This window comes from Chromobacterium sp. FG22 (assembly GCF_057809415.1).
Genome location: NZ_JBMDJX010000016.1, coordinates 89,854 through 111,999, shown reverse-complemented (window position 1 = coordinate 111,999; position 22,146 = coordinate 89,854). Strand labels below are relative to the sequence as shown.

At 69.5% G+C, this 22,146-nt stretch carries 21 protein-coding genes; 15 read left to right on the top strand and 6 right to left on the bottom strand.

Annotation, left to right across the window (positions count from 1 at the left end; translation table 11 throughout):
* Positions 1-117: 117 nt before the first annotated feature.
* From ACODSD_RS16310 to ACODSD_RS16300, 3 genes are read left to right on the top strand one after another with little or no spacing between them, the layout of a single operon-like run.
* Positions 118-1,284 carry an MFS transporter gene (locus tag ACODSD_RS16310; protein ID WP_488877832.1) on the top strand — a complete coding sequence of 389 codons (1,167 nt, stop codon included), beginning with the start codon at positions 118-120 and terminating at the stop codon, positions 1,282-1,284.
* Entirely contained in the window at positions 1,281-2,393 is a 1,113-nt protein-coding gene (locus ACODSD_RS16305) for a class II histone deacetylase (protein WP_488877831.1), read from the top strand. The genes ACODSD_RS16310 and ACODSD_RS16305 overlap by 4 nt, the downstream gene beginning before the upstream one ends.
* Positions 2,394-2,450: 57 nt before the next feature.
* Positions 2,451-3,275: a MoaF C-terminal domain-containing protein gene (locus ACODSD_RS16300; protein WP_488877830.1), complete on the top strand. Its 825-nt coding sequence runs from the start codon at positions 2,451-2,453 to the stop codon at positions 3,273-3,275.
* Between the two features lie 16 nt (positions 3,276-3,291).
* Here ACODSD_RS16300 and ACODSD_RS16295 read toward each other — a convergent pair whose 3' ends face one another.
* Entirely contained in the window at positions 3,292-4,086 is a 795-nt protein-coding gene (locus tag ACODSD_RS16295; protein ID WP_253315221.1) for an SDR family NAD(P)-dependent oxidoreductase, read from the bottom strand.
* A gap of 115 nt (positions 4,087-4,201) precedes the next feature.
* On the opposite strand from ACODSD_RS16295, the gene hpaR reads away from it, so the two are divergent.
* Positions 4,202-4,642: a homoprotocatechuate degradation operon regulator HpaR gene (hpaR, locus tag ACODSD_RS16290; protein WP_107798709.1), complete on the top strand. Its 441-nt coding sequence runs from the start codon at positions 4,202-4,204 to the stop codon at positions 4,640-4,642.
* Positions 4,643-4,673: 31 nt separating this feature from the next.
* On the opposite strand, the gene ACODSD_RS16285 is transcribed toward hpaR, so the two are convergent.
* From ACODSD_RS16285 to ACODSD_RS16270, 4 genes are all read right to left on the bottom strand, one after another.
* On the bottom strand, positions 4,674-5,261 hold the full coding sequence (locus ACODSD_RS16285) for a DUF3156 family protein (protein WP_488877829.1): 588 nt from the start codon (positions 5,259-5,261) through the stop codon (positions 4,674-4,676).
* Positions 5,242-6,744: an APC family permease gene (locus tag ACODSD_RS16280; RefSeq protein WP_235087854.1), complete on the bottom strand. Its 1,503-nt coding sequence runs from the start codon at positions 6,742-6,744 to the stop codon at positions 5,242-5,244. The genes ACODSD_RS16285 and ACODSD_RS16280 overlap by 20 nt, the downstream gene beginning before the upstream one ends.
* A gap of 102 nt (positions 6,745-6,846) precedes the next feature.
* The gene (locus ACODSD_RS16275; RefSeq protein WP_488877828.1) at positions 6,847-8,178 is read right to left on the bottom strand and encodes an aspartate aminotransferase family protein; all 1,332 of its coding nucleotides are present in this window, start codon (positions 8,176-8,178) and stop codon (positions 6,847-6,849) included.
* A gap of 37 nt (positions 8,179-8,215) precedes the next feature.
* Complete coding sequence (locus ACODSD_RS16270) at positions 8,216-9,715, bottom strand: aldehyde dehydrogenase family protein (RefSeq protein WP_486635434.1); 1,500 nt, start codon at positions 9,713-9,715, stop codon at positions 8,216-8,218.
* 284 nt (positions 9,716-9,999) lie between these two features.
* Between ACODSD_RS16270 and ACODSD_RS16265 the strand changes: the two genes are divergently transcribed.
* Complete coding sequence (locus ACODSD_RS16265) at positions 10,000-11,007, top strand: helix-turn-helix domain-containing protein (protein WP_107798704.1); 1,008 nt, start codon at positions 10,000-10,002, stop codon at positions 11,005-11,007.
* 8 nt (positions 11,008-11,015) lie between these two features.
* Here the strand turns inward: ACODSD_RS16265 and hpaA are convergent, their stop codons facing one another.
* On the bottom strand, positions 11,016-11,918 hold the full coding sequence (hpaA, locus tag ACODSD_RS16260; RefSeq protein ID WP_107798703.1) for a 4-hydroxyphenylacetate catabolism regulatory protein HpaA: 903 nt from the start codon (positions 11,916-11,918) through the stop codon (positions 11,016-11,018).
* Between the two features lie 254 nt (positions 11,919-12,172).
* On the opposite strand from hpaA, the gene ACODSD_RS16255 reads away from it, so the two are divergent.
* The 10 genes from ACODSD_RS16255 (at position 12,173) to ACODSD_RS16210 (ending at position 22,027) form a co-directional block, all read left to right on the top strand.
* Entirely contained in the window at positions 12,173-12,844 is a 672-nt protein-coding gene (locus ACODSD_RS16255) for a fumarylacetoacetate hydrolase family protein (RefSeq protein ID WP_107798702.1), read from the top strand.
* Positions 12,841-13,623, top strand: coding sequence for a fumarylacetoacetate hydrolase family protein (locus tag ACODSD_RS16250; RefSeq protein ID WP_488877827.1), 783 nt, complete (start codon positions 12,841-12,843; stop codon positions 13,621-13,623). Before ACODSD_RS16255 ends, ACODSD_RS16250 begins: the two co-directional genes overlap by 4 nt.
* On the top strand, positions 13,620-15,089 hold the full coding sequence (gene hpaE, locus ACODSD_RS16245; protein ID WP_488877826.1) for a 5-carboxymethyl-2-hydroxymuconate semialdehyde dehydrogenase: 1,470 nt from the start codon (positions 13,620-13,622) through the stop codon (positions 15,087-15,089). Before ACODSD_RS16250 ends, hpaE begins: the two co-directional genes overlap by 4 nt.
* Before the next feature lie 107 nt (positions 15,090-15,196).
* Positions 15,197-16,081, top strand: a complete 885-nt coding sequence (gene hpaD, locus ACODSD_RS16240; protein WP_488877825.1) for a 3,4-dihydroxyphenylacetate 2,3-dioxygenase — start codon at positions 15,197-15,199, stop codon at positions 16,079-16,081.
* A complete protein-coding gene (locus ACODSD_RS16235; protein ID WP_227107731.1) occupies positions 16,062-16,451 on the top strand; it encodes a 5-carboxymethyl-2-hydroxymuconate Delta-isomerase in 390 nt (129 codons plus the stop codon). The genes hpaD and ACODSD_RS16235 overlap by 20 nt, the downstream gene beginning before the upstream one ends.
* Positions 16,452-16,499: 48 nt before the next feature.
* Entirely contained in the window at positions 16,500-17,303 is an 804-nt protein-coding gene (gene hpaH, locus ACODSD_RS16230; RefSeq protein ID WP_107798697.1) for a 2-oxo-hept-4-ene-1,7-dioate hydratase, read from the top strand.
* 19 nt (positions 17,304-17,322) lie between these two features.
* On the top strand, positions 17,323-18,126 hold the full coding sequence (gene hpaI / locus ACODSD_RS16225) for a 4-hydroxy-2-oxoheptanedioate aldolase (RefSeq protein ID WP_488877824.1): 804 nt from the start codon (positions 17,323-17,325) through the stop codon (positions 18,124-18,126).
* A gap of 76 nt (positions 18,127-18,202) precedes the next feature.
* On the top strand, positions 18,203-19,588 hold the full coding sequence (locus tag ACODSD_RS16220; RefSeq protein ID WP_107798695.1) for an MFS transporter: 1,386 nt from the start codon (positions 18,203-18,205) through the stop codon (positions 19,586-19,588).
* A gap of 144 nt (positions 19,589-19,732) precedes the next feature.
* Positions 19,733-20,902 (top strand): p-hydroxyphenylacetate 3-hydroxylase oxygenase component, encoded by a 1,170-nt coding sequence (locus ACODSD_RS16215; protein ID WP_488877823.1) that lies wholly within the window; start codon positions 19,733-19,735, stop codon positions 20,900-20,902.
* 204 nt (positions 20,903-21,106) lie between these two features.
* A complete protein-coding gene (locus tag ACODSD_RS16210) occupies positions 21,107-22,027 on the top strand; it encodes a p-hydroxyphenylacetate 3-hydroxylase reductase component (RefSeq protein WP_486635440.1) in 921 nt (306 codons plus the stop codon).
* Positions 22,028-22,146: the final 119 nt, after the last annotated feature.

Here is a 22,146-nt window from a genome sequence, read left to right as displayed (position 1 = left end):
GCCGCCGTGTTGCGCCCCCGCTATCCCAAATCGGCAAAACGCCGTCCGTCCGCTTGCCCCCAAACGCGAATCTTGCGAGCGTAAGCTCTGGTTCACCACTCGCCCGCCGGGGGAAACATGAGCGTTCGTCTGCCCGCCCACACCGTCGCGCCCGTCCGCGGCGGCGCCTTGATCGCCCTGATCGCCTTCGCCGCCGTCGCGCCGCTGGTGCTGATGACCGCGCCGGCGCTGGCCGGCCAATTGGCCAGCCAGTTCGGCCTGGGGCCGGAACGCATCGGCCGCCTGTTCGCGGTGGAGCTGGGCGCGATGAGCCTGGCGACGCTGCCGGCCTATTTCTGGCTGTCGCGCGTGGACTGGCGGCGCGCCGCCACCTGCGCCGCCTGGCTGTTCATCGCCGCCAATCTCGCCTCCTGTTTCGCCGCCACTTACGCCGAGCTGCTGCCGCTGCGGCTGCTCAGCGCGCTGGCCGGCGGCTCGCTGATGATTTTATGCCTGTCCACCGCCGCGGCCAGCGCCAATCCCGAACGCGCCTACGGCCTGTGGGTGTGCGGCCAGCTGGCGCTGGGCGCCCTGGGCCTGCTGCTGTTTCCGGCCTGGTTCGCCCGTCACGGCGTCGCCGCCTGTTATCTGAGCCTGGCGGCGCTGATGGCCCTCTGCCTGCCGCTGGCCCGCTGTTTTCCGTCCATGGCGGCCCGGCCCGCCGCGCCGTCCGGCGCGGGAGCGACGCCCTGGTGCCCGGCGCTGATCGGGGCGGCCGCCACCTTGTGCTTCTACGTCAGCCTGAGCGGCACCTGGACTTTCATCGGCAGCATCGCCGCCCAGGCGGGGCTGAGCCCGGAGCAAAGCGGAGACTGGCTGGCCCTCGCCACGCTGATGGGCATCGCCGGTTCGGTCTGCGCCGCGGCGATCGGCGGTCGCGGCGCGCGCCGCCGTCTGCTGATCGCCGGCTACGGGCTGATGCTGCTGGCGCTGGCCCTGCTGCTGGGCGCGCCGCGCGCCGGCCGCTTCGCCGCGGCGGCCCTCGTCTTCAAATACGCGTGGACCTTCATCCTGCCCTTCATTCTGGCCACGCTGGCCGCGCTGGATCACAGCGGACGGCTGATGAACACCGTCAATCTGGCGATAGGCGGCGGCCTGGCGCTGGGACCGGCGCTGGCCGGCGAATTGATGGCCGCCCGCGGCCAAAACCCTCAAACCCTGCTGCTCGTCGCCATGGGACTCGCCGCCTTGTCGCTGGCCCTGTTGCTGACGCTGCGGCCCGCAAGCGTCAGGAGTCCGCAATGACCGCCCGCACCGCGTTTTTCTTCGACGAACTCTGCCTGTGGCACAGCGCCGGCCCCCACGCTCAGATCCTGCCGGTGGGCGGCTGGGTGCAACCGCCTTCCGGCGGCGGCCACGCCGAATCCCCGGACAGCAAGCGCAGGCTGAAAAGCCTGATGGACGTGTCCGGCCTCGGCGCCCGGCTGCAAACGCGCCGCGCGCCGCCCCTGGACGAGGACGCGCTGCTGCGCGTGCACACGCCCGCCTATCTGCAGCGCTTCAAGGCGCTCAGCGACGCCGGCGGCGGCGAGCTGGGACCGCAGGCGCCGATAGGCCCCGGCAGCTATGAAATCGCCAAACTGTCCGCCGGCCTGGCCTGGGCCGCGGTGAACGCCGTGCTCGCCGGCGAGGCGGACAAGGCCTACGCGCTGTCGCGCCCGCCCGGCCATCATTGCTCGGCGGACGGCGCGATGGGCTTCTGTTTTCTGGCCAACGCCGCCCTCGCCGCGGAGCTGGCCATCGCCCGCCACGGCCTGAGCCGCGTCGCCATCGTCGATTGGGACGTACACCACGGCAACGGCACCCAGTCCATTTTTTACCGGCGCGGCGATGTGCTGACCCTCTCCCTGCATCAGGACGGCTGTTATCCGCCCGGCTACGGCGGGGCCGAGGACCGCGGCGAGGGCGAGGGCCTGGACGCCAATCTGAACATCCCCTTGCTGCCCGGCGGCGGCCACCAGGCCTATCTGGACGCGATGCGGCTGCTGGTGCTGCCGGCGCTGCGGCGTTTCCGGCCCGAGTTGATCATCGTCGCCTGCGGCTACGACGCCAACGCCGTCGATCCCCTGGCCAGAATGCAGGCGCACAGCGACACCTTCCGCGAGATGACGCGGCAGCTGGCCGACTACGCCGACGCCGAGGCGGGCGGGCGGCTGGTCCTGCTGCACGAGGGCGGCTATTCCGAGGCCTACGTGCCCTTTTGCGGCCTGGCCACGCTGGAGGCGCTGTCCGGCGTCCGCACCGAGGTGCGGGACCCGCTGCTGGAACTGATCATCGCGCAGCAGCCCGGCGCGCCGCTGCGCGAGCTGCAAACGCGCCTGCTGGAAGCGCAGGCCGAGCGGCTCGGGTTGTGAGCGCCCGCCCCAAAACGAGCCGAGTCCGCCATTTAGCCATCGATAAGGAGCCGCCCCATGTCCAATCCCACTCCCGAATTCATCCAGGTCGGCGCACTGGCCGACGGCTTCGCGCCCGACAGCCTGACCCTGCCCCGCTGCGCCGAGCTGGACGGCCGCAGCCTGCGGCTGTGCTTCGACGACGACAGCGCCGCGGACTGCCGGCTGGAGTCCGGCGGCGACGCCCGCGTCTTGCTTGACCGTCCGGGGCGAGCCTCGGCGCTGGCGGAGATAGACGGCTTCCACGCCAGTTCCTTGCGCGCCGGCGTCTATTTCATCGATTTCCGTCACCAGGGCCCGGCCGCGCAGTCTCTCAGCCTGATCCTGGACTTGGCGCAGCGCCGCTTCACCCTGGTTCTGGGCCGGCTGCCCGACGCCGACGCCGCGCGGATCTGCGCTTTCGACCGGGTGGAGCGCCAACTGGAATTGACCGGCGTGGACGTCGAGTTCCTCCACGGCGCCGTCGACCAGGCCGCCGCGAGCGTCCCGCCGCATCCGCCCAGCGCGGAGCTGATCGGCATGCGCAACCGCTACCGCTACAGCCCCACCGAGTGCTACGAACACATTTATCTGAACGACAGTTTCTACGCCTGGCACTGCCTGGAAGGCGTGGAGCGCGGCCTGGCCGACGTCGACCGCTGCCACTGCCTGCAAGTGGCGGAGCGGCTGTATTTATTCGTCTGGCGCGAAAAAATCATCCCCACCCTGGGCGTGATCCTGATCGATCTGGAACGGATGCGCACCGACGGCAAGATCTTCGGCTATCAGGACGGCGGCTTCGGCGCCACCCGCAACTTCCGGGTGGGCGCGCGGGCCAGCGTCGTCAACCACGTTCGCGGCTGAGGAGCCGCGCCGGGCTTCAGTCCCGCTCCAGCCGGGAGTACGCCAGCGTCGGCACATCCACCGCCGTCGCGCCGCCGTCCGCCGTCAGGCAGGCGCCGCTGACCATGGCCGCCTCGTCGGACAAGAGGAAACGGCAGACCGCGGCGATGTCCTCCGGCGTCGCCGGCCGCCGCAACGGCACATCGGCGGTGACGCGCCGGTAGGCGGCGTCCAGATCCTCGCCATAAGCCGCCATCAGCGGCAGCATCTCCTCGTCCGCCATCGGCGTGCGCACCCAGCCCGGACACAGGGCGTTGACCCGCACCGCCGGCCCGTAGTCGCGCGCCAGCGACCGGGCCAGGCCCAGCAAGGCGTGCTTGGCCGTCACATAGCCGCAGGCCGCAGGCCCGGCCGCCAGACCGGCGATGGAGGCCAGCAACACCATGCTGCCGCCCTGCCGGATCAGGTCCGGCAGGCAGGCGCGGGCGCTGACGAAGGCGGTGTCCAGATTGGCGCGCATCGCGGCGCGCCAGGCCGCGTCGTCGGTGTCCAGCGCCGCGCCCATGCCCAGGCCGCCGGCGCAGGCGGCCAAGCCGTCCACCCTGCCCCAGCGCGCGCGGATGCGCGCCAGGAAATCCTCCCAGGCAGCGGCGTCGGCGGCGTCGCCGGCCAAGGCCAGACCGCCGGTTTCCTCCGCCAGCGCCAGCAAGGGGCCGGCCCGCCGTCCCACCAGGGCCAGCCGCGCGCCTTCGGCGGCGAAGCGCCGCGCGCAAGCGGCGCCGATGCCGGAGCCCGCGCCGGTGATCACTATGGTTTTATCGCGCAAAGACATCTCAGCCTCCTTGTCGTTCGCCGTCTAAACCCGACGGCATTATGTTAATATATTCATTTAAAGTAAACAGGCCGCCCCCCCTTACCCTCCCGCGACTTTAAACCAAGGAGCCGCCATGGACCCTACGCAGCGTCCCTACCAATACCAACTGCCGCAACGCCTGCTGCGCGCGCGCGAAGCGGTGATGTCCTACTTCCGTCCGGTGCTGAGCCGTCACGGCCTGTCGGAACAGCAATGGCGCGTCCTGCGCCTGCTGGCGGAACGCGGAAACATGGAAGCCGGCGAGATCGCCCAGCGCGCCGGCATCCACCCGCCCAGCCTCAGCGGCATCCTGGCGCGCATGGAAAGGGACGATCTGGTTTACCGCCACCGCGCCCAAGCGGACAACCGTCGCTTGATCGTCACGCCGACGCAGCACGCCAAGACGCTGACCCAGCGCATCATTCCGCTGTCCAACGACTGTTACCGCCAGATCGAAGCCCATTTTTCCCAGGCCAAACTGCAAGCCTTGCTCGCCTTGCTGGATGAGCTGGAAAGCCTGCCCGCGCCGTCTTAGAACCTGTTCAAGAGCGGACCGCCCGCCAGACCTAGCCCCGCCCCGCCTCCGCCGCCAGCAAGACGCGGCGGCAGGCGGCCAGGCTGGCCAGCACCGCCAGGCCCTGCACGCCGCGCAGGCCGATGTAGCGCCGCAAGGGCGGCAGCCGGCACGCCACCTCGCTGGCGCCGTAAGGCTCCAGACACAGCAACCAGCCGTCCTGGCCGCCGTGCAGCTCGCAACGCTTGAAGTCCAGCGGCGACAGGGCGGCGCGCACATCCGCGTCGGCGCGCAAGCGCTCCAGCAGCGGCGCCAGCGCCGCGGCGTCGCCGTCCAGCAAATCGACGACGATGCCGCGGCGACGCCAGAAGCCGCCGTGACGCAGGCGGATGCGCGCGCGGCCCGGCGCGCCCGGCACCGTCAGCCGGAACTCGCAAGCCACCATATAGGCCAGCCAGCCCGCCTCCACCCGCTCCCGCGCCGAAAAACTCCACTCCCCGTGCGGAAAGCGAAAACGCCGCTCCGCCTCCTCTTCGGCCTGGCAATCCAGCTCCGGCCAGTCCAGGCTCAGCCGCGCCAGCGTCGCGCCCGGACAATAGCCGCCCGGCCTGCGCCAGGCCTCAACCAGCCGCGGCCACACGTTCCAGCTCCCGCCGCAAGGCCTCGTCCTCGCCCTGACACTGCGTGTCCAGAATCCGCTCCAGCGGCACCGGCCGGAACGGGTTGACCTTCTGCACCAGCAAGGTCCACAGCAGCGCGTACACCAGGGTCAGGCCCAGCATCCAGCCAAAGGGCAGGTAGATGTCGCGCGCCTGCATGCCGGGCGGGGTGATGAAACAGATCGCCAGCACGATGCCCAGCGCGGAGCCGATCTGCGGCAGCGGAAACCACGGCGAGCGGTAGGCGCGCGGGAAATCCGGCCGCGTCAGCCTCAGCCGCACCACGGACAGCGTCACCAGCAGATAGGCCACGCCCCAGGAACAGACCGCCGCCAGCACCAGGGGCATGATGCGGTCCAGATCGCCCTGGATCAACCAGGCGTGGACACAGGGGATGAGCACCGCCGCCGCGATGCCGCACCACGGCGTGTTGAAACGCGGATGCAGATAGGCGAAGCAGCGCGGCAAGGCGCCGTCCTGGGCCATGCCGTACAGAATGCGCGGCAGCGCCGCCATCAGGGTGTTGATCGTCGCCGCGCCGGCCAGCAACAGGCCGACGCCCAGCCAGATCTTGCCGAACGGCCCCATCACCCGCTCGGCGAAGGCCGGCAGCGCCATCGGCGTGTCCAGCAGCCGCGGGCCGTCCGCATGGGCCGGGTCCAGCGGCGTATTGGCCACCTGCCTCACCATGGCCGCGCCGTACAGCAGCATGGTGACGGCCACGCCGCTGAGCCCCATCTTCAAAGCCCGCGGAATGGCGCGGCCGGAATCGCGCAGCTCCGGCGCCAGCGGCGTCACCAGCTCCGCGCCGACGAACATGAACATCGCCATGCCCACCAGGCTGAGCAGCAGGCCCGGGTCGTCCAGACGCAGCGGTGCGCCGAACCAGCCGCCCAGATCCACCGCCGGCGCGCGCAGCAGGCCGGCCACGCCGAAAACGGTCAGCGTCGCCCACATGCCGAAGGTCAGCGCCACCTCGGCCTTGCCGAACAGGGTCACGCCCAGTGCGTTGAGCGCGCCGAAAACGATGACCAGGCCCACGCCCACCATCCAGGCGCTGCCGCTCTTTTCCAGCATGGTGTTGAGATGGTCGAAATTCACCAGCGCCATGATGCCGGACAATATGGTCTCGGCGGTGCCAGCGAACACATGCACCAATAGATAGGCCGACAAGGTGCCGGCGATGGCCAGGCCGCGGCCCAGGCCGGCGCTGATGTAGTCGTACACCGCGCCGGAAGTCGGCAGCATCGCCGCCGCTTCGGCGAAAGTGGTGGCCTGCGCCTGCATCATCAGATAGGCGATCAGCATCGCCAGCGCGAAAGTGCCGCCGGCCATGCCGAAGCCGCTGGTGGCGGTCAGTATCACCGGGCTGGCCATCACCACGCCCACCGAGCTGGCCAGCGCCACCGGAAAGCCCACCACGCCGCGGCTCAGGCTGCGGCTCAAACGTTCGCTAACAGACATGGTTCTCCTCCCTCTTCCATCCGCCGCCGCGCCGGCCGCCGCTCTCTGTCTTCCTGGCGGCGTGCCGGCGCGGCCGGCTGCTCCCCGTTCGGGCCGGGCCGTTCAGGCCTCGGCCAGCCCGGCTTCCAAGGCCGACACGATCACATCGGCGTGCTCGCGCTGCAACACCAGCGGCGGCGACAGAATGATCTTGCTGCCCACCGGCCGCACCAGCGCGCCGGCCCGGCGCGCGATCTCCGCCACCTTGTCGGCGTAGCCGCTTTGCGGGTCTATCGGCTCCCGGCTGGCCTTGTCCTTGACCAGGTCCAGGGCCAGCATCAGGCCCTTGCCGCGCACCTCGCCCACCGCCGGATAACGCTCGGCCAGCGGCAGCAGCCGCCGCAGCAGGTAGTCGCCCGTTTCCGCCGCGCGGGCCGGCAGGTCTTCCTCCTGCACGATGCGCAGATTGGCGAGGGCGGCGGCGCAGGCCACCGGATGGCCGGCGTAGGTGTAGCCGTGCATGATGACGCCGCCGAAATCGCCGTTGGCGGCGAAGGCGTCCGCCACGCGCTGATTGACCACGGTGGCCCCCAGCGGCAGATAGCCGGAGGAGATGCCCTTGGCCAGGCACATCATGTCCGGCTTCACCCCCCACAGCCGGCTGCCGAACATGGCGCCGGAGCGGCCGAAGCCGGTGACCACCTCGTCGGCGATCAGCAGCACGCCGTGGCGGTCGCACACCTCGCGCACCCGCGGCCAATAGCTGGCCGGCGGCACGATGACGCCGCCGGCGCCCTGTATCGGCTCGGCGATGAAGGCCGCCACCGTGTCCGGGCTCTGGAACAGGATCTCGCGCTCCAGCATCCGCGCGCAGATTTCGGCCAGCTCCTCAGGGTCGTCGGTGAAGGGGTTGCGGTAGGGCCATGGGGTCTCCACATGGAAGCAGCCGGGCAGCAGCGGTTCGTAATTGCGGCGGAATACCGTGTTGCCGTTGACCGAGCCGCCGCCGAAGTGGGTGCCGTGATAGCCCTGCTTCAAGGAGATGAATTTAACCCGGTCCGGCTGGCCCTTGAGCCGCCAGTATTGGCGCGCCAGCTTGAGCGCGGTTTCCACCGCGTCCGAGCCGCCGGAGCTGAACACCACCCGCGCCATGTCTTCCGGCCGCAGCATGTCGATCAGCAGCGCGGACAACTCCTCCGCCCGCGGATGGGAGATGCCGTCGAAAAGCTGGAAATACTCCAGTTCGTCCAGCTGCCGGGCGATGGCCTGCTTGATTTCAGCGCGGTTGTGGCCGACGTTGACGTTCCACAGCCCGGCCACGCCGTCCACCAGCTTGACGCCCTGATCGTCGAACACATGGCAGCCGTCGCCGCGCACGATGCGGATGGGCGGCCGCTCTTTCATTGCGTTGGGATGCAGCATGGGGTGCCAGAAACGGGCCTTGTCGTAGGACATGTCTTTCTCCTGAATCAAAGTGGAAGCGCGTCCGCGCTCAATGGGCGATGCAGACCGATTTGATCTCGGTGAAACTCTCCACCGCGCCCTTGCCGAACTCGCGGCCGAGGCCGGATTCCTTGTAGCCGCCGAAGGGCATGCCCGGGTCCAGCGGTATATGGCTGTTGACCCAGACCGTGCCGGCCTGCAAACGCGGCACGATGTCCAGCGCCGCCGACAAATCATTGGTCCACACGCTGGCGGCCAGGCCGTAGCGCGTGTCGTTGGCCAGCGCCACCGCCTCGTCCACCTCGTCGAAGGGCATCAGCGCCAGCACCGGGCCGAAGACTTCCTCGCGCGCCACCGGATTGTCCGGCGCCAGGTCCGCCATCACCGTGGGCTGCACGAAATAGCCGGGCAAGTCGGCGGCGCCGCCGCCCGTCAGCACGCGGGCGCCGGCGGCGCGGCCGCGCTCGATCAGCCGGCACACCGCCTGCTGACGCCGCTGCGACACCAGCGGGTTGACCTGGGCGTCCAGATCCATGCCCGGCCCCAGCCGCATGCCGGCCACGGCGGCGGACAGCGCCTCGGCGAACAGATTGAACTTGCTGCGGTGCACGTACAGCCGCGAGGCGGCGGCGCAGACCTGGCCCTGATTGAGAAAGCCGCCCAGCAAAGCGCCCCGCACCGCCTGGTCGATGTCGGCGTCGCCCAGCACCAGCATCGGGTTCTTGCCGCCCAGCTCCAGCGCCAGCCGGGTCATATTGTCCAGCGCGGCGTGGCCGACGGCCTTGCCCACCTCGGTGGAGCCGGTGAAGCTGACCTTGCCGATCAGCGGATGCCCGGCCAGCGCGCGGCCCGCCGCCTCGCCGCGCCCGGTCACCACATTGAACACGCCCGGCGGCACCCCGGCCTCCAACGCCAGCTCCGCCAGGCGCAAGGCGCTCAGCGGCGTCTCGCTGGCCGGCTTCAACACCGCCGTGCAGCCGGCCGCCAGGGCCGGCACCGTTTTCCACAAGGCGATCATCAAAGGGAAGTTCCACGGCGCGATGCCGGCGGCCACGCCCACCGGCTCGCGCCGGGTGAAAGCGGTGAAACGCGCGCCCGGCGGCGCCGGAATCGACACGTCCAGGGTTTCGCCGGTGATCTTGGTGGCCCAGCCCGCCATATAGCGCACGTATTCGATGGAGCCGCCCACCTCGATGGCCCGCGCCAGATGGATGGACTTGCCCTGGTTCAGCGTTTCCAGCTGCGCCAGCTCCTCGGCGTGCGCTTCCAGCACATCCGCCAGCCTCAGCAATACGCGTTCGCGCTCGGCCGGCCGCAGGCCGGACCAGACGCCGGATTCGAAGGCGCGCCGCGCGCTGCCCACCGCCGCGTCCACATCGGCGGCCTCGCCGTCCGCCACGCTGGCGATCACCGCGCCGCTGGCCGGATTGCGCACGTCCTTGCGCCGGCCGGACAAAGCCGCCCGCGGCTTGCCGTCTATCCACAGCCCGTGCTCCCGTTCCAGAAAGGCCCGCACCGAATCCAGCACCAGCACCAGGTTTTGATCCATCCTCGTCTCCTTTTCGATCAAGCTTGCCGCCGCGTAGGCGCGGCCGGCGATGGCCCAATATACCCAGCGCCGCCGCCGCGGCTGATCCCAAATCGGCAAAGCGCGACCCGGCCCTTCTCGTTGCGGCGCAGCATGTCGCCAGATGGAAACATGCAGTAAAAACAATGCTTAAGCGACGCAAAGAGCGCTGGACATTTCGATTTAAATAACATATTAATCATTTTGAGATCCAGAGAATGGACCGAGAACAGGCGGACTCCATCCCCACCCACCGGAGAAAGCAGATGATTGCCGCAGCCCGTTGCTTTGACGACGCCCACCTGCACGCCGAGGCCCTGCCCGGCTGGGAGCAGCTGTACAGCCAGATCAGCGGCGGCCGCTTCCGCAGCACCTTGAGCCGGGTGCGCACCGCGCGCCTGGATATTTTCCGCGAAAGCTTCAACCAGCGCGTGGTGCAGCAAGGCCGCGCGCCCGGCGGCATGATCCATTTCGCGCTGCCCATCCGCGCGCCGTCGCCGCTGAGCCTGCAGGGCGTCGCCGTGCCCGACGACGCGCTGATGGCGCTGCGCGGCGGCGAGGACTTCGTCCTCCACCTGCCGCCGGGCGCGGACTCCGTCCAGGTGTCGGTGCCTTACGAGGATCTGGCCGAACTGACGCCCGCGCTGTGCCGCCCGCTGCGCGAGGCCCGCGGCAAAACGCCGGTGTTTCCGGCCCGGCCGGCCGCGCTGGCAGCGCTGCGCGCGCTGCTGAACGGCGTGTTCGAACAGGCTTTATTGGACCCGGCGCTGCTGTCCTACGCCGGCAACCAGAAAGTGATCCAGCACCAGTTGCTCAGCCTGCTGCAAGACGCCTTGGCGGACGGCGCGCTGGGCGAGCGCCGCGGCAACCTGACCTTCGCCACCCATTGCGACATCGTCAGGCGCAGCCAGGCGCTGGCGCTGGCCAAGCCGGACGAGCCGGTGACGGTGCTGGAGTTGTGCAGCCGGCTGCGCGTCAGCCGCCGCACGCTGCAAAACAGCTTTCAACTGGTGGCGGACACCACGCCGGTCGATTATCTGCGCTCCATCCGTCTGAACGCGGTGCGCCGGATGCTGCTGAACCCGGCGCGGCCCGGCCACGGCGTGCGCGACGCCGCCGGCGCCTGGGGCTTTTACCACCTGGGCCATTTCGCCGCCGATTACCGCAAGCTGTTCGGCGAGGCCCCGTCGCACACCCGCGGCCGAGCCCTGGCCCATCTGGACGCGCCTCCCGGCGCGCGCGGACTGGAGCCGGTCAACGATCCAGCGGACTAGACGCGAGCTCAGGCCTGACGGCGCGCGCGGTAGTCGCTGGGCGAGCGCCCGGCCATGCGCTGGAAGAAACGGGAAAAATAGGCTGGGTCCTTGAAGCCCAAATCGTAGGCGATGGCGTGCACCGAAGCGGCGGAGTAGATCAGCAGGCGCTTGGCCTCCTGCAACAGCCTATCGTGCGCCAGCCGCTTGGACGGCAGGTCCGCCAGCCGGCGGCACACATCGTTGAGCCGCGCCTCGCTGACCCCCAGCTCGGCCGCGTAGCGGTCCAGGCTCCAGTGTTCGCGGTAATGCGCTTCTATCAAGCCGTTGAAGCGATGGTAGAGCCGCCACTCGTCACGCCGCGGCCCGCGGCGCGGTCCCGGCAGGCCGGACAGCCGCAGCACGTCCACCAGCACCAGCTGGGCCAGGGCTTGCCGCGCCAGCTCCGCGCCCGGCGCCGGCGCCTCGCTCTCCCGCTGCAACTGCGCCAGCCGCTCGGGCAGGCGCCGCGCCATATCGGCCCATTCCGCCGGCACTTCGGCCAGCTCCACGCAGAACGGCGCGCTCAAGGCGTCCGGCCCCGCCTCCTCCAGCCAGCCGCGCGCCAGTTCCTGGCGCAAGGTCAGCACATGGCCGTCGGCCTCCGGCCCGGTGATGAAGGCGTGCGGCACCGTCGGCGGGGTCAGGAACAAGAGCGGGGCGCGCGCCTGGTAATGGTCTTCCTCCAGTTGCAGACGGATGTCGCCGCTGGCGAGATAGTGCAATTGCAAAAAGCGGTCGTGCCGATGCACCGGCATATTGCGGCCGAAGAAGGCCGCCAGCCGGCCAAAGGATTCGCAATGGATGTCGACGGACTCGTAGGGGCTGTCGTAAGCCTTGCCGATGTCGATATTGGGTATGCGCGCGCCCAGACCGCGCGGGATTCTGCTCATCGCCGCCCCTCCCTTGTGACATTTTCGCCATAGTCGGCCGCCCTCGCCCTCCGCTCTCGCCAAAAGGCCGCCGCTCAGGCTTTCGCGCCGGATCGGCGGCCCGGGCCGCCGCCGCGCAAACACGGCTTTTGACGATATTACCCGCAACGCAGCATGGATAAACATTGACAGCGGGCCGCCGTCATCGTTATAAACTTTAACATGTTAATGAATATTTGAACAACGGCGATTCATTCAATAACAAGGAGTTAAGCATGAGTCTGGTCCTAGACGCCGCGACGGAGCGGCCGGCGGCCATCTACGGCGCGGCGCTCAACCACCGTCGTTTGCAGGCGGCGCTGGCGGCGGAATTCGAACAAGCGCCCTATCAGCGCCCGCCGCAAGCGCCGGTCTTGTTCGTCAAACCGCGCAACACCGTCAGCGTCGCCGGCGCGCCCATCCCCTTTCCCGCCGACGCGGACGCCGTCTACGCCGGCGGCGCGCTGGGCGTGCGCATCGGCCGCGACGCCTGCCGCGTCAGCGCGGCCGACGCGCTGTCCCATGTCGGCGGTTATGCGGTGGTCAACGAGGTCAGCCTGGCGGAAACCAGCTTCTACCGCCCGGCGATCCAGGCCAAATGCCGCGACGGCTTCTGCCCCGTCGGCCCGGAAGCCGGCCCCGACGCGATCGACCCGCAACGGGTGCAGGTGCGCACCTATGTCAACGGCGCGCTGGCCGAAACCAACGACAGCGCCGACTGGCTGCGCGGCGTCGCCCAGTTGATCGCCGACGTCAGCCAGTTCCTCACCCTCTACGCCGGCGACCTGCTGATCGTGGCCACGCCGCCGCGCGGCGCGCGGCTGCGGCCGGGCGACGCCGTGGCGGTGGAGATAGACGGCATCGGCCGCCTGGAAAACATCGTCGCGGCCGAGGAGGACATGCAATGAGACACGCCCGCATCCGTTATCAGGGCCGAACCTGGCGCGCGCAGGCCGGCGCCGACGGCGCGCTCTTGCTGCCGGACGGCCGCCGGCTGGACGAAACCGAGGCGGAATGGCTGCCGCCCTGCCAGGGCACCCTGTTCGCGCTGGGCCTCAACTACGCCGACCACGCCGCCGAACTGGATTTCAAGCCGCCCAGCGAACCGCTGGTGTTCCTGAAGACGGCCGCCGCGCTGACCGGCCATCGCCGGCAATCGATGCGGCCGGATAATGTTGAATATATGCATTACGAGTGCGAACTGGTGGCGGTGATCGGCAAGACCGCGCGCAAGGTGAAGCGCGCCCAGGCGATGGACTACGTCGCCGGCTACACCGTGTGCAACGACTACGCGGTACGCGACTACCTGGAAAACTACTACCGGCCCAATCTGCGGGTGAAAAACCGCGACGGCCTGACCCCGATAGGCCCGTGGCTGGTGGACCGCGACGAGGTGGCGGACCCGCACAGCCTGGAGCTGGCCACCTATGTCAACGGCCGCCGCGTCCAAAGCGGCAATACCCGCGACATGGTGTTCGACATCCCCCATCTGATCGAATACCTGTCCGCCTTCATGACGCTGCAAGCGGGCGACATGATCGCCACCGGCACCCCGCAAGGCCTGTCCGACGTGCGCCCCGGCGACGAAGTCGTCGTAGAGGTCGAGGGCGTCGGACGGCTGCTCAACCAGATCATCAGCGAAGCGGACTGGCTCGCGCGCCGGAACGCGGAAAAGGAAACCCCATGATCAAACACTGGATAGACGGCCGCGAAGTGGCCAGCCAAGACAGCTTCGTCAACTACAACCCGGCCACCGGCGAAGCGCTGGGCGAAGTGGCGGCCGGCGGCGCCGAGGAAATCAATCTGGCGGTGGCCGCCGCCAAGGCGGCTTTTCCCAAGTGGGCGGCCACCCCGGCCAAGGAGCGCGCGCGGCTGATGCGCCGGCTGGGCGAATTGATCCAGCGCGATGTGCCGCGGCTGGCGGAACTGGAAACGCTGGACACCGGCCTGCCCATCCACCAGACCCGCAATGTGCTGATCCCGCGCGCCTCGCACAACTTCGACTTTTTCGCCGAAGTCTGCACCCGGATGAACGGCCACAGCTACCCAGTGGACGAGCAGATGCTCAACTACACGCTGTACCAGCCGGTGGGCGTGTGCGCGCTGGTGTCGCCGTGGAACGTGCCCTTCATGACCGCCACCTGGAAGACCGCGCCCTGCCTGGCGCTGGGCAATACCGCGGTGCTGAAGATGTCCGAGCTGTCGCCGCTGACCGCCAACGAACTGGGCCGGCTGGCGCTGGAGGCCGGCATTCCGCCCGGCGTGTTCAACGTGGTGCAGGGCTACGGCGCCAGCGCCGGCGAAGCCCTGGTCAGCCATCCGGACGTGCGCGCGGTGTCCTTCACCGGCGGCACCGCCACCGGCCGGCGCATCATGCAGAACGCCGGGCTGAAGAAGTACTCGATGGAGCTGGGCGGCAAATCGCCGGTGCTGGTGTTCGACGATGCCGACTTCGATCGCGCGCTGGACGCCGCGCTGTTCACCATCTTCTCCCTCAACGGCGAACGCTGCACCGCCGGCAGCCGCATCTTCGTGCAGAACGGCATCTACGACCGCTTCGTCGCGGAATTCGCCGCCCGCGCCCAGCGCTTGATCGTCGGCGATCCGCAAAACCCCGCCACCCAGGTGGGTTCGATGATCACCCGCCAGCATTACGACAAGGTCACCGGCTATATCCGCATCGGTCTGGAAGAAGGCGCGCGGCTGGTGGCCGGCGGCCTGGAACGGCCGGCCGGCCTGCCCGAATCGCTGGCCTCCGGCCACTTCATCCGCCCCACCGTCTTCGCCGACGTCGACAACCGCATGCGCATCGCCCAGGAGGAAATCTTCGGCCCGGTGGCCTGCCTGCTGCGCTTCAGCGACGAGGCCGACGCGCTGCGCCAGGCCAACGACGTCGATTACGGCCTGGCCTCCTACATCTGGACCCAGGACATCGGCAAGGCCCACCGGCTGGCGCGCGGCATCGAGGCCGGCATGGTCTTCGTCAACAGCCAGAACGTCCGCGATCTGCGCCAGCCCTTCGGCGGTGTCAAGGCCTCCGGCGTTGGCCGCGAGGGCGGCGAATACAGCTTTGAAGCCTTTGCCGAGGTGAAAAACGTCTGCGTCTCCATGGGCGGCCATTTCATCCCGCGCTGGGGCGTGGAACAAGCCTGAGGCGCCGCCGGGGCCCAGGCCGCGCAGACGGCCGGCCCCGGCGCGACACCGATCCAAGCAGCAAGACTGCGCCGGCCCCGCGGCCCAGTCGCACCGAGGAGAACGCAATGGGAACCCTAGCCCTGGCGGCCAAGATCACGCATGTGCCGTCCATGTATCTGTCGGAACTGCCCGGCCCGCATCAAGGCTGCCGCCAGGCCGCCATAGACGGCCACAAGGAAATCAGCCGCCGCTGCCGCGAACTGGACGTGGACACCATCGTGGTGTTCGACACCCACTGGCTGGTCAATTCCGGCTACCACGTCAACTGCGCGCCGGCTTTCGAAGGCGTGTACACCAGCAACGAGCTGCCGCACTTCATCAAGAACATGCCCTACGCCTATCCGGGCAACCCCGCGCTGGGCAAGCTGCTGGCCGAGGCGGCCACCGCCGCCGGCGTGCATACCCGCGCCCACGACGCCACCACGCTGGCGCTGGAGTACGGCACCCTGGTGCCGATGCGCTATATGAACGCCGACCGGCGTTTCAAAGTGGTGTCGGTGGCCGCGCTGTGCACGGTGCACGATCTGGCCGACAGCGCGCGGCTGGGCGCGGCGATGCGCGAGGCGGTGGAGCGCGATTACGACGGCCGCGTCGCCTTCTTCGCCAGCGGCTCGCTGTCCCATCGTTTCGCCCAGAACGGCACCGCCGATCAATTCCTGCACAAGGCCTGGAGCCCCTTCCTGGAAAGCATGGACCAGGAGGTCATCGCCATGTGGCTGGACGGCGATTGGAAAACCTTCTGCGACATGCTGCCGGAGTACGCCGAGAAGTGTCACGGCGAAGGCTTCATGCACGACACCGCCATGCTGCTGGGCGCGCTGGGCTGGGGCGATTACCGCGGCCGCGCGGAAATCATCACCCCCTATTTCGGCAGTTCCGGCACCGGCCAGATCAACGCGGTGCTGCCGGTGGAACCGCTGGGAGAGCGCCATGCCGCACTTCATCGCTGAATGCACCGACAATCTGCGCGCGCAGGCCGATCTGCCGGAGCTGTTCCGCCAGGTGCACGACTGTCTGGCCGCCAGCGGCCTGTTTCCGCTGGCCGGCATCCGCAGCCGCGCCCACTGGCTGGACACCTGGCGCATGGCGGACGGCGAGGCCGACTACGCCTTCGTCCACTGCACCTTGCAGATCGGCAGCGGCCGCAGCGAGGCCGATCGCCGCGCCACCGCCGAACAGCTGTTCGCGCTGATCCAGCGCCACTTCGAACCGCTGCTCGCCCAACGCTATCTGGCGCTCAGCTTCGAACTGACCGAACTGTCCGCCACCCTCAACTTCAAGCGCAACAACGTGCATCAACGCTTCAGCCCGCCGGGCTGAAACGGACGAAACCGATCACGAAGCTCAGCGACCACCATGAAAGACTCCATGCTCAGCCCCGACCTGATTCGCGGCGCCGCGCGCCGCCTGCACGACGCCGAGCGCGAACGCCGGCAGATCCGCCAGCTCTCGCTGGACCACCCCGAGATCACCATAGAGGACGCTTACGCCATCCAGCGCTGCTGGGTGGAGATGAAGCTGGCGGAGGGACGCCGCCTCAAGGGCCACAAGATAGGCCTGACCTCGCGCGCGATGCAGATGTCCTCGCAGATCAACGAGCCGGACTACGGCGCGCTGCTGGACGATATGTTCTTCAACGACGGCGCCGACATCCCGGTGTCGCGCTTCATCGTGCCGCGGGTGGAAGTGGAGCTGGCCTTCGTGCTGGGCCGGCCGCTGTCCGGCCCCGGCGCCACCTTGTTCGACGTCTACGACGCCGCCGATTACGTGATCCCGGCGCTGGAAATCATCGACGCGCGCAGCCAGTCCATAGACCCGGACAGCCAGCGTCCGCGCAAGGTGTTCGACACCATAGCGGACAACGCCGCCAACGCCGGCGTGGTGCTGGGCGGCCGGCCGGTGCGCCCGCGCGAGCTGGACCTGCGCTGGGTGGCCGCGCTGATGTACCGCAACGGCGTGATCGAGGAATCCGGCGTCGCCGCCGCCGTGCTCAACCACCCGGCCAACGGCGTGGCCTGGCTGGCCAACAAGCTCTCGCCTTTCGACGTGGAGCTCAAGGCCGGCCAGGTGATCCTGGCCGGTTCCTTCACCCGGCCGGTGCCGGCGCGCGCCGGCGACACCTTCCACGTCGACTACGGCCCGCTGGGCGCGATCAGCTGCCGCTTCGTCTGAACCCGCTCGAGGAACCTCCATGCAACTTCCCGCCAACCCCTTCAAGGCCGCGCTGCGCGACGGCCGCCGCCAGATCGGCCTGTGGCTGGGCCTGGCCAGCCCCTACAGCGCCGAACTGCTGGCCGGCGCCGGCTTCGACTGGCTGCTGATAGACGGCGAACACGCGCCCAACGAGCTCAGGGACGTGCTGCTGCAACTGCAGGCTGTCGCGCCCTACCCCAGCCACCCGGTGGTGCGCGCCGCCAGCAACGACCCGGTGCGCATCAAGCAGTTGCTGGACATCGGCGCGCAAACGCTGATGCTGCCCATGGTGCAGAACGCCGACGAGGCGGCGCGGGCGGTGGCCGCCACCCGCTATCCGCCGCGCGGCGTCCGCGGCGTGGGCAGCGCGCTGGCGCGCGCCTCGCGCTGGAACCGCGTGCCGGATTACCTGACGCGGGCCGACGATGAAATCTGCGTGCTGGCCCAGGTGGAAACCCGCCAGGCCCTGGCCGCGCTGGAAGGCATCGCCGCCACCGACGGCGTGGACGGCGTCTTCATCGGCCCGGCCGACCTGGCCGCCGACATGGGCCATCCGGGCCGGCCCGACCACCCTGAAGTGCGCGCGGCGATGGACGACGCCATCCGCCGCATCCGCGCCCAGGGCAAGGCCGCCGGCATCCTGATGGCCGACGAGGCCGAAGCGCGCCGGCTGTTGGCGCTGGGCGCGGGCTTCATCGCCGTCGGCGTCGACACCACCTTGCTGGCGCGCCGCGCCGAAGCGCTGGCGGCGGCCTTTCGCGACGAAGCGCCCGGCCGGCCGCCGACGCCATCCGCCTACTGACTGACCCGCGGCGACCACACAAGAACAAGGCGCCGCCCGGAGCCGATCCCGGCCCCACCCCCGAGGAGAACGCAAGATGAGCCACACCCCCGCCGCCGCAAGCGCCCACGCGCGCAAAGTCGCCTACGCCACCGTGATCGGCACCGCCATCGAATGGTACGACTTCTTCATCTACGCCAGCGCCGCCGGCCTGGTGTTCAACAAACTGTTCTTCGCTCCGGCCGGCGACCGCTTCGCCACCCTGATCGCCTTCGCCTCGGTCGGCGTCAGCTTTCTGTTTCGGCCGCTGGGCGCCTTTCTCGCCGGCCACTACGGCGACCGCCTGGGCCGGCGCGCGATGCTGGTGCTGACCCTGGTGCTGATGGGCGCCTCCACCGCGCTGATCGGCCTGTTGCCCACTTATGAATCCGCCGGCCTGCTGGCGCCGCTGGCCCTGATCCTGCTGCGCGTGCTGCAAGGCATTTCCGCCGGCGGCGAATGGGGCGGCGCGGTGCTGATGGCGGTGGAGCACGCGCCGCGCGGCCAGCGCGGCCGCTACGGCGCCTTCCCGCAGATAGGCGTGCCGCTGGGCCTGCTGCTGGCCTCCGGCGTGTTCGCGCTGATGAGCGGCGTGGTCTCCCCCGGCGACGCCTTTCTGGAATGGGGCTGGCGCGTGCCCTTCCTGCTCAGCGTCGTGCTGCTGTTCATCGGCCAATGGGTGCGCCGCTCGGTGGAGGAAAGCCCGGTCTTCGAGGAGATCAAGGCGCGCAAGGCCGGATCGCGCACCCCGGTGCTGGACCTGTTCCGCCGGCACGCGCCGCTGGTGCTGCTGGCCGCGCTGCTCTTCGCCGGCAACAGCGCCGTCGGTTACATGACCACCGGCGGCTTCATCCAGAACTACACCACCGACCCCGCCGGCGCGCTGCGCATGGAGCGCACCCCGGTACTGCTCGCCGTCGCCTTCGCCTCCGCCTGCTGGATGGCCTTCACCTGGCTGGCCGGCGTCTGGTCGGACCATATCGGCCGCCGCCGCGTCTACCTGATCGGCTTCGGCGTGCAGCTGGCCGGCGTGCTGACGCTGTTCCCGCTGATCAATAGCGCCAGCCTGCCGGCGGTGCTGCTGGCCCTGTGCCTGCTGTCGGTGGGCACCGGCCTGACGTACGGCGCGCAATCGGCCTTCTACGCCGAGCTCTTCCCCGCCTCGGTGCGCTTCTCCGGCGTCTCCATTTCCTACGCGCTGGGCGCCATCCTCGGCGGCGCCTTCGCGCCGATGATCGCCAAGGCCCTGATCGCCCAGACCGGCTCCACCGCCGCGGTGACCGCCTATCTGAGCGGCATGACGCTGATCGGCCTCGCCTCCGCGCTCTTGCTGCGCGACCGCCGCGACATCCCGCTGGGGCCGGAGCACGAGGCCGAGCAAGCCGCGTCGCCGATACGCTGGCGCCGGCCCGTCGTCGCCGCCGTTCATGCTGAAGCGCCATGAAAAGTACCTAAGACAGCTTGGAAGATGCATTCCAGTGCGTGGTGTCGCTATCCATAATGCAAATTCGCTGAATGTATTCATTATTGAAACGCCCGCCGCCAAAGGCGGGCCGCTTCAGCGCCATCAAGCACAAAGGAGACCTCCATGCGCCACCCCAACCCCTTGCTGGAAACCCTGCTCCCCATCCTGCCCGCCATCGCCGCCAACGCGGAGCGGGCGGAACGCGAACGCACCGTGCCGGCGGAAAACATCGCCCTCTTGAAAAGCGTGGGCTTTCATCGCGCCTTTCAGCCCAGGCCCTACGGCGGCCTGGAAATCAGCCTGCCCGAATTCGCCGATTGCGTGGCGGCGCTGGCCGGCGCCTGCGCCAGCACCGCCTGGGCCGCCAGCCTGCTGGCCACCCACAGCCATCAGATCGCGCTGTTCTCCGCCCGGCTGCAAGAGGAAGTCTGGGGCGGCGCGCCGGACGCCACCGCCAGCAGCAGCATCGCGCCGCTGGGCCGGGCCGAGGCCGCGGACGGCGGCGTGCTGCTCAGCGGAGAAATGGGCTGGAGCAGCGGCTGCGACCACGCCGAATGGGCGATCCTGGGCTTCCGCCGCCCCGGCCCGGACGGCGAGCCGCAATACTGCTTCGGCGTGGTGCCGCGCGCCAATTACCAAATCCGCGACGACTGGCGCGCCGCCGGCATGCAGGGCAGCGGCACCAAGACCCTGCTGGTGGACAAGGTCTTCGTGCCGGAACACCGGATCGAAGCGGCCAAGGACATGATGGAAGGCCGCTCCGCCGGCTTCGGCCTGTACCCGGACAGCAAGATCTTCTACGCGCCCTACCGGCCCTACTTCGCCAGCGGCTTCGCCGCCATCAGCCTGGGCGTGGCCGAGCGCATGCTGCAAGTGTTCAAGGAGCGCAGCCGCAACCGCATCCGCGCCTATACCGGCGCCCAGGTGGGCGCGGCGCTGCCCGCCTATATGCGGCTGGCCGAATCCACCCACCAAGTGCTGGCCGCGCGCGCCTTGCTGGAAGCCAGCTGGCGCGAGCACGCCGAGCACGGCGCGGCCAAACGCTATCCCACGGCGGAAACGCTGGCTTTCTGGCGCACCAATCAGGCTTACGCGGTGAAAATGTGCATCCAGGCGGTGGACCGCTTGTTCGAATCCATGGGCGGCAATTGCTGGCGGCTGGAAAACGAGGCGCAGCGGCTGTTCCGCGACTCGCACATGACCGGCGCCCACGCCTACACCGACTACGACGTCTGCGCCCAGATCCTGGGCCGTTCGCTGCTGGGGCTGGAGCCGGACCCCGCCATGGTCTAGACGAGCCGTTTACGATCTTCGCTGAGGCCCGACAGGGTGAACGCCGCTTCGAAACGTTCATGCGCCGTATGAGCAAAGCCGCTGTCCCAGTGGTTTTCGCCCTGCCCCGTTCCCGCCCGCGAAATCGCGAACAGGCTCTACCGACATTAGCCCCTCCCACCCGCGCCGCGCCGGCCCCGCGCCGGACGGCCCCGAGGACACGCCATGAACGCACCCGCCCCTGCCCACGACGCGCGCGCGCTGCGCCGCGCGCTCGGCAACTTCGCCACCGGCGTCACCGTCGTCACCGCGACCGCGCCGGACGGCGAACGCGCCGGCGTCACCGCCAACAGCTTCAACTCCGTCTCGCTGGACCCGCCGCTGGTGCTGTGGAGCCTGGACAAGCGCTCCGCCAGCAACGCGGTGTTCGAACAGGCCGGCCACTTCGTCGTCCATGTGCTGGCCGCCGACCAGATCGAGCTGTCCAACCGCTTCGCCCGCGCCGGCGCCGACAAATTCGCCGGCCTGACGCCGGAAACCGGCCTTGGCGGCGCGCCCTTGCTGGACGGCTGCGCCGCCCGCTTCCATTGCCGCCTGCATCAAAAGCTGGACGGCGGCGACCACTGGATTCTGCTCGGCCTGGTCGAAACCTTCGACGACTGCGGCGCCGCGCCGCTGCTCTACCACCAGGGCGTGTACGCCGCCGCGCTGCCGCGCGCGCGCCCGGCCGCCGCCGCGGAACCGCTGCCCGGCTGGCTGGGCGACAATCTGCTCTATCTGCTGACCCAGGCGCTGCAGGCCTACCAGGCCAGCTACCGGCCGCGCCAGCTCGCCACCGGGCTGAGCGGCGGCGAAGCGCGGCTGCTGCTGGTGCTGGAACAGCAAGCGGAGCAGGATGCCTGCGCGCTGCAACGCGAGACGGCGATGCCGCCGGAGGCGATAGAACTGGCCGAGGCCGAGCTGCGCCGCAAGGGGTTGCTGAGCCGCGACGCCGCCGGCTGCCGCCTCAGCGAGGCCGGCCGCGAGCAGGCCGCCACGCTGTGGCGCATCGCCGGCCAGCAGCAACGGGAGATTCAGTCCGGCCTGGACGAACAGGATCTGGCCGCCTGCAAACGCGTGCTGCGCGCGCTGATCCGCCAGGGCTGAGCCCGCCTCCCGTCGCCGCGTCCGCGGCGGTCAAGGTCCGGGGCGCGCCGGGTCAAGGCCGCCGCGCGCGGCCGCCCTATGCTGGAGCGACCGCCCATCCTCAAACAGTCCAAGGGCGG